Here is a 3,876-nt window from a genome sequence, read left to right as displayed (position 1 = left end):
AGAGCCTTAAATAAAAATGTGCACCGGGTCGGCTGGTGCTGCCTCATCAGCCGACCCGGTGTCCAACACAAGGTGTGATGCGATGTAATGTCGTATCACACCATTTCTTTTATACTACGAAACTTATCAGGATACATAATTCCCAGGTCTCGATTTTTTAAGCTTCTATCACTCGCAAGTGCCGATTTCGGCGACGGTCGCGCCGAGCACGTTCACCAGGTCGTTCGGGTTCACGCCGACGCTGAAGCCGCGTTTGCCCCCGGAAATGATGATCTCATCGAATTGCATCGCGCTTTCGTCAAGCACCGTCTTGTGCTTCGTACGCTGGCCGAGAGGGGAGATGCCGCCGACCACATAGCCGCTTTCGCGCTGTGCCACCTTGGGGTCGGCCATGGCCGCCTTCTTGGCTCCGACGGCAGCTGCAAGATATTTCATATCCATGTGTCCACTGACGGGCACCACTCCGATGACCCGTTCCTTGCCGGTATCGGCCATAAGCGTCTTGAAGGATCGATGTGGGTCGATGCCCAGCTTTTCCGCGCCCTCGAGCCCGTAGCCTTCGTCCATGTGGTCGGAGGAATGCTCGTACTCGTAGATTTTAAAGGGGATTCCCGCTTCACTCAGTTCCCGCGTGGCCGGGGTAGAGGCTGTCCCCGCCGCTTTCCTGTGTTTCTTGCTCATAGCCCCAAGTCTAATCGTCCTTGATTATCTTTATGTTGGATTCTCGTTCTGGCGACCCATGAGCTTCGATGCTGCTAATCGTTGGATCAGTTGAGTTCCAGCCAAAATCGGGAATCGGGGAACGGTGAGGATGGCCAAAACACATACGAAAGAATCCCCGACCCATGGGGTAGGGGATTCTTTCGTTACGAATCACGTTTCTTTAAATGAAACGGAAACGGACTTGCATCGTTATCGCCGCAGCGCGCGTGCTCACTTGCTGAGTTCGGCGAAGTAGAGCAGGGTGCGGATCATGTTGCAGGTGAAGCCGTACTCGTTGTCGTAGAAGGCGACGGTGCGGGCCAGTGTGGTGCCGTCAACCGTGTTGACGTCGGTCTGCGTCGGATCGAAGACGCCGCCATGGGTGTCGTCGATGATGTCGGAGGTCACGATGCTGTCGGCGTTGTAGCCGAAGGTCTCGTTGTTCTCGAAAGCCTTCTTGGCGGCGGCGTTGATGTCGTCGGCGGTGACGTCCTTGTCGAGCACGGTGAAGAGCTCGGTGATGGACCCGTCCGGGACCTGTACGCGCTGGGCATGGCCCTGCAGCTTGCCGTTGACGGAAGGAACAACCTTGCCGATGGCCTTGGCGGCACCGGTGGAGTGTTCGATGGTGTTCACAGCAGCGGCGCGGTTGTTGCGCGGCTTGGAGCCACGAGGGCCGTCGAGGATCATCTGGGTGCCGGTGTAGGCATGGATGGTGGTCATGAAGCCGACCTTGATGCCGAAGTTGTCGTCGAGCAGCTTGACAAGCGCCGCGAAGGAGTTCGTGGTGCAGGATCCGGCGGAGACGATGTTATCGCTGGCCTTGAGGATGTCCTGGTTGACGCCGTAGACGACGGTCGGGGTGGTGTCATCCTTCGCCGGAGCGGAGATGAGGACCTTCTTGGCGCCGGCGTCCAGGTGAGCCTGGCTCTTGGCGGCGGAGGTGTAGAAGCCGGTGCACTCGAGCACGAACTCAACGCCATCGTTCTTCACCCACGGAATGTTGCGGGCGTCCTTCTCGGCATAGACCTTGTATTCCTTGCCGTCGACGACGATCGCGTCATCAGTGGCCTTCACGTCGACCGGGGTGCCGTCATCGTGACGGAAAGTGCCGTGGGTGCTGTCATACTTCAAGAGGTAGGCGAGCATGGAAGGCGTCGTCAGATCGTTGATTGCTGCGACTTCGATGTCACCGGCCTCGCCACCGCGGGCCTGAAGTTCGAAAATGCGACGGAACGCAAGGCGGCCGATGCGGCCAAAACCGTTAATACCAATCTTTACTGTCATGTAATTCTCCCTAAAGGAAACAGTTCGGGAACGCGGGCTCGCGTCCCTTGCTGTATATTTACCAACGCTTTTACTTTAACTTGTCTGCTGTACTAGAAAAGGCGTTTTTCCACGTTTCTGGCGTAAAACCGACTAAAATTTTGTTAGCGTTCACAACTATCGGACGCTTGACAAGCATCCCATTGGTTGCAAGGAGTTTCAGCTGTTCGTCCTCGCTCATTTCGGGCAGTTTGGTCTTAAGTTTCATCTCGCGGTAGGGCATGCCTGAGGTGTTGAAGAAGCGCTTGAGAGGCAGACCGCTCGCCTTCCACCAGCGCTTGAGTTCCGTGGCGGTGGGATTGTCGCCTTTGATGTCGCGTTCGGTGAAGTCGACGCCGTTTTCATTGAGCCATCTGCGGGCCTTGGCGCAGGTGGTGCAGTGGTTGTAGCAGACGAAGAGCACCTTGCCGTCCTGCTGTGCTGGATCTGGTTTCGAAGTTATACTTTTTGTGTTGGCCATCGTGGGTCCTTTCGGTAAGTCTCGTTGCATTGTTTATTCGATTCTAAGGTTTTCAGCCGTGTCGTAAAAGCGGGAAATGCGGGACGCGTGACCAAATAGTGTTCGATAGCCCACAACCGTGTGAGGCATGGTTGTCGCCCAAAGATTTGCGAATGCCGGTTTCGGATTTCAGGCAGATTATTTCCCTGATTTTGCCAAAGCTGTGAGTGCCGGCGACCATTTTGCGACGATTGGACCCGGGCCATAGAGTGGTAGCGACCGTCCATCTGCCGTTAGCTGCTACGTCGCAGGCGGTTCAGCGCGACTTGTTGAGCAATGCCGAGACGTGCGAAGCCAACGGGCCTAACGTTTGTGAGGCTTTTACATTCGTCTTGAATGCCGGCAATGCCGCCTCGATGGGGAAGCTGACGATGAGCGTGCCGTCGGCGACGCTGATGGAAGCCGGGCGCCCGTCGAGCAGTTCGTTGCTCACCCCGAGCACGGTGTCGCTGTGCATCGTGCCGTTCTTCAGTTCGTATTTGAGTCCTGTTTCGTTGACTCCATGGGAGACGTCGGCGTGCGAAAAGACGGAGACCATGCGGTTTACGGCGTTGGCGCTCGTGCCGTCAACTGTGCCTGAACCGTGACTGCCGTGACTTATCGTATTTTTCGTACTTTGGTTGTTGAGATCCGTTTTCATAACTTTGGTTTTTGCTTCGTCCGCATCGGCTTGCATGGTGCTGGCGGGAAAGTGAAGCGAACCGTTGCAAATCGCGGTGACTACGCTGTGTGCGCCGTATAGCAGCCCATGGCCGCCGTTGTGAGCCAGCAGCGCGAGCATCTGGATATTGGCGATGGTGTGGTCGATTCGACCGCCCAGTCCGCCGTAAATGCGGAAGTCTCGATAGCCCCTTGACCAGCCGGTTTTCAGTGCCGAAAGCATGTCCGGATCGTCGTGTTCCGGCGGCAGCGCAATGGTCTCCACACCCTGTGGAACGTCAACGTTCGTGGAATCGAAGTCCCCGATAGCCAGATTCGGCCGAATTCCCAACCCGCGTACATGATCCAGCCCGCCGTCCGCTGCGATAACAAAGGCGTTTGCCGGCAGTTTGTTGGCGGACGGCTCATTGCCATAGTAAGCCCCGGCCGCAAATACGACACAAATTTCAGACATACGGCAATTGTAGATGGATGGGTGCGCGAAAATGAAGCCATAGGATGATGGGGTTTGCATTGAGCCGGACTTGCCGCGTTGTCGTGGCGGATGGTATACTTGTTTGTTGGCTTGAGAAATCAAGAAAGTGGGTGCGCCCCACCTGGAAGCTTTTCGTAGCTTCGGGTTCAGAACATTCCTTGCATTGAGTGGGGAATCGAAAGTTCGGTATTTGCCGTTGCTTTCTACTGCGTCG

General features: G+C 56.1%; 4 protein-coding genes. All 4 read right to left on the bottom strand.

The features are described from left to right. Positions 1–168: 168 nt before the first annotated feature. Positions 169–681, bottom strand: a complete 513-nt coding sequence (gene ybaK, locus OZX67_RS06670) for a Cys-tRNA(Pro) deacylase (protein WP_277141915.1) — start codon at positions 679–681, stop codon at positions 169–171. Positions 682–933: 252 nt separating this feature from the next. Further along, a complete protein-coding gene (gene gap / locus OZX67_RS06665) occupies positions 934–1,989 on the bottom strand; it encodes a type I glyceraldehyde-3-phosphate dehydrogenase (protein ID WP_277141914.1) in 1,056 nt (351 codons plus the stop codon). A gap of 70 nt (positions 1,990–2,059) precedes the next feature. Further along, positions 2,060–2,431 (bottom strand): arsenate reductase family protein, encoded by a 372-nt coding sequence (locus OZX67_RS06660; RefSeq protein ID WP_348519623.1) that lies wholly within the window; start codon positions 2,429–2,431, stop codon positions 2,060–2,062. 352 nt (positions 2,432–2,783) lie between these two features. Further along, positions 2,784–3,641, bottom strand: coding sequence for a thiamine diphosphokinase (locus OZX67_RS06655; RefSeq protein WP_277141912.1), 858 nt, complete (start codon positions 3,639–3,641; stop codon positions 2,784–2,786). Positions 3,642–3,876 lie beyond the last annotated feature (235 nt).

The sequence above is a fragment of the Bifidobacterium sp. ESL0728 genome (genome assembly GCF_029392015.1).
Lineage (GTDB): Bacteria > Actinomycetota > Actinomycetes > Actinomycetales > Bifidobacteriaceae > Bifidobacterium.
The sequence above is the reverse complement of the archived record's forward strand: the minus strand, read 5'-3'. Positions and strand labels throughout refer to the sequence as shown.

Bases quoted from the DNA above. Each gene is read 5' to 3' on its own strand.
- ybaK (WP_277141915.1), bottom strand. From the start codon at position 681: ATGAGCAAGAAACACAGGAAAGCGGCGGGGACAGCCTCTACCCCGGCC.
- gap (WP_277141914.1), bottom strand. From the start codon at position 1,989: ATGACAGTAAAGATTGGTATTAACGGTTTTGGCCGCATCGGCCGCCTT.
- OZX67_RS06655 (WP_277141912.1), bottom strand. From the start codon at position 3,641: ATGTCTGAAATTTGTGTCGTATTTGCGGCCGGGGCTTACTATGGCAAT.